General features: G+C 59.8%; 2 protein-coding genes. Both read right to left on the minus strand.

Annotated elements, in window-relative coordinates; all coding sequences use genetic code 11:
* Positions 1-477: 477 nt before the first annotated feature.
* Complete coding sequence (locus tag AC07UH_RS21420; RefSeq protein ID WP_495182202.1) at positions 478-954, minus strand: nuclear transport factor 2 family protein; 477 nt, start codon at positions 952-954, stop codon at positions 478-480.
* Between the two features lie 45 nt (positions 955-999).
* Positions 1,000-3,192 (minus strand): TonB-dependent siderophore receptor, encoded by a 2,193-nt coding sequence (locus tag AC07UH_RS21425; protein WP_495182203.1) that lies wholly within the window; start codon positions 3,190-3,192, stop codon positions 1,000-1,002.
* Between the last annotated feature and the right edge of the window lie 272 nt (positions 3,193-3,464).

Raw genomic sequence — 3,464 nt, forward strand, 5'->3', positions numbered from 1 at the left:
ATCGCCGGCGATTGCTGTTGAAAGCCGTCGCGCCGGCGTCGGTGTCCGGCAGAAGAGGCTGTCTGTAACGCAGAGCTGCCTGCATCCGCCGAAGAGATGTATTAACGCCTGACGCGGCTTACCATAGCGCCGGAGCAATCCCGAAAGGAACCCACGGTAGGAAAGCAGCTATTGTGACCCCGTTGACGCCCTCCTCGTGACCGCTTAGTCAAAAAAATCGGTCCAATTGCTCCTTCTTGAACCTGCATTGCATAAACGGAGTTTGGAGAACGTAAGGCGTTCTGCAAACTCCGCGGTTCGAAAGGGCTACTAAAGACCCAGAAGCCGTCATTCGAAGCCGCCGTTTACGGTACCAAGTTCTGCCACTCATTCATCTCGAGGCCAGCGGATATGTTGCTGACCCCGGGATGATGTAAGTCGAAGGGGTGAGGGAGGCGGTCCAGCGAGCTTTGGAAAGCACCATTTTGCAAGCCGGTGCTATTTGGCAGGCAAACCACGCTCGTCGAGCTTAGTGTCTCCGCCCCGCAGGCGCCGTATAGCAGTAACTTTTCCGCCAGTAATATCATAAGCAACCGCATCGTAGGACCAGCAGCAATGGGCCGGAGTCCCTTCCCCCCAGCTACCCACCGAATTAAAATATTCTATGAACAGTAAGCGGCCGGTTGAGGAGAAGCCAGGGAACACCTTAAATGATACGCCTTTTGCAGCAAGCTTCTTGCCATATCGTTCAAGCCATTCATTCTTAGTTCGGGTAAGTAGCTTGCCATCTTCATAGACGACCACGTTTTCCGACAGCAGCGCAGCGTAAGCCGGCACATCTTTTGTCTCGATTGATCGAACGAGTTTCGCGCTGAGTGCGTCCTGCCCGGGCAAGGATGGCGGTGGTGGAACCTGCGCATCTGCGGGCAGTGCCGCTAGAATAAGCAACGTTGCACCAACGATCCTGCTTACCATTGATCCCGCCTCTAATAAGTAATCACGGTAGCTCTTTGGGTATCCTCAAAACCGCATGGCAATGGTGCCCTGCACCGTGCGGCGATTGCCGTACCAGCACCAGCCATAGTCGAGGTAGCAGGTCGTGACATACTTCTTGTCGAAGAGATTGGCGGCGTTCAGGCTAAGCGTCGTCCCTTCAAGCCGCGGCAGCAACTTACCAAGGTCGTAGCGCATCTGTGCATCGAATAGCGTAAAGCCCGGGGTTCTCTGACGCGTCGCAACCGGATTGAACGCGGCATCGTAGATCGTGCCGGCATAGATGCTGTCCACGTGTCGAACGGCACCACCGATTGCAAAGCCCGCTAGGCCACCGTCGTTCGGGACCCATTCGAGGTTGGCGGACGTGCCGCCGCGCCCGACACCAAGGATCCCGTCGCCGACGTTCGCCGGGTTGGCGTCGGCGATGTTGCGCACCCTCTGGCGGCTGAAGGCCAGCCTCGCGTTGAAGCCGTACGGCAGCGGCGCGGTCGCTTCGGCTTCGACGCCCTGCGACCGGTACTTGCCGCCCTGCGTCGAGATCTGCGTGACCGGATTGGTGACGATGATGTTGCTCTGATCGATCCGGAACCAGGCAGCCGTCACGAGGATGGCAGTGCCGGGCACCGTGTATTTCGCACCCGCCTCGAGCTGCTTACCTTCCGTAGGCTTGGCCACCTGCAAAGGTCCCGCCTGGGAGGCGCGGAAGGTGCCATTGGGTTCGAAGGAGGTGGAGTAGCTGACATAGGGCGCCAGGCCGAACGACGTCGCGTACAGGGCGCCCACACGGTAGGTGAACTTCGTGTTCTCCGTGGACGCCGTCTGCCGATCAGCACGCACTCCGGCCCAATCATGGCGTCCACTCAGGAGCAGGCGCAGCCCCCCGATCGACACCTGATCCTGGGCATAGATCCCTGCCTGATCGGATCGCGGCCTTGGACTGTTGACACCGAAGTTGTTGGGTACGTCCTCCGGCCGTCGCGGCACGACCATTGTCCCGTATACGGGAGCGTAGCCGTTCAGCACCGTGCCGGAGCCGAACGCATTGACCGTGCTGGCTTTGCCCGTCTGATAATCAAGGCCGAACAGAAGGTCGTGCTTCAGAACTCCAGTCTGCACACGTCCGCGAATCTGGTTGTCGAACACCCAGGAGTCGGCACGCTCACGCGTCGAGTAGGAGGAGCGGCCGAACAGCGCGGTGTTGCCGGTGGGATCGGCCAAGGCTCCGTTTGCGTAGACGATGCCGAGGCTGGACGTTGCATGCTGATAGCGCCCCGAAGCGCGGATGCTCCAGTCGGAGTTGATGGTATGGGTAAGGATGTATGTTGCCGACGCCTGCTCGCGCTTAAAGAAATTGTCAGGTTCGCCGAAGTCACGGCTCGTCGGCAGCCTTCCGTTCGGATTGGGCAGGAACGTGCCCGATGCGGGGAACACGCTGTAGCTGCCGTTCTCGGGGTCATGCGAATACGCGGCCAGCAACGTCAGCTGCGTGGCGTGATCCGCATTGATCGTGACCGCGCCGTTGATCGTCTGGCGTTCGCGTCTGCTGAAGTCCTGCTGAGTGTGTGCACCGTTTGCGCTGCCGTAGAGACGCCAGAGCACAGATGACCCGGCCCTGCCTCCGACGTCGACGTCGGCACGATACAGATCGTATGTGCCGTATGTCCCCGAGACCGCGCCGTACAAGTCTCGATCGAGCGGCAGCTTGCTCGACAAGGCCACCAGCCCGCCCGGTCCGGATTGACCGTAGAGGACAGACGCCGGCCCCTTGACCACTTCGATGCGATCTAGCCGCGAGACGTCGATCTGCGGCGTCAGGTATCCCGCCCCGCCGATGAGCTTTAGGCCGTCGAGGAACTGCGGCGCGTCAAACCCACGCAGCTTGAACTGGTCGTAGACTTCCGCGCTTGAGCCACGCTGCTCCGTCGTCACACCGGCGACGAAACGCAGCGCCTGATTGAGGTTGGCAAGGCCGAGCTTGGCAATCTCATCGGAGCTTATGACGCTGATCGACTGTGGGGTCTCGGCGATCGGCAGATCGCTCTTCGTACCTGAGGTAGCCACGCTGACGGGCTGGGCGCCGGTCACCACGATGTCTGTCGATGATGAGCCTGCGGCCTGAGGCTCGTCGGGATCCGTGGCGGCCCAAGACGGAGCGGACGGCAGCAGCAGCGCCCCAGCGATGCCACTCAACAATACGGTTCGAAAACGACGTTGCATGTAGGTCGACCCCCAATTTGAGGGCCTCCTTATTGATCATGCGAGCCATTCGCAACAAATGATTGTTCGACGGCGGAGCGACTTTTATCCCTCGATCCAAGGCCGATTAGCTAAAGCGCCCCCCGATTTTGAAAAGAGCAGCACGGCTTGTCGATCTAGGTACAAGAGCGATGATCCAGCGATCGTCGATCCGCTACTAGGGCTCAAACCCAATCAGCGGGTTGAGGCGGAGTGGCTTTCCTGATTCACTGCGCGTGGATCATGGGAGGTTT

It is taken from the genome of Sphingomonas sp. GW821-FHT04B01, assembly GCF_059420425.1.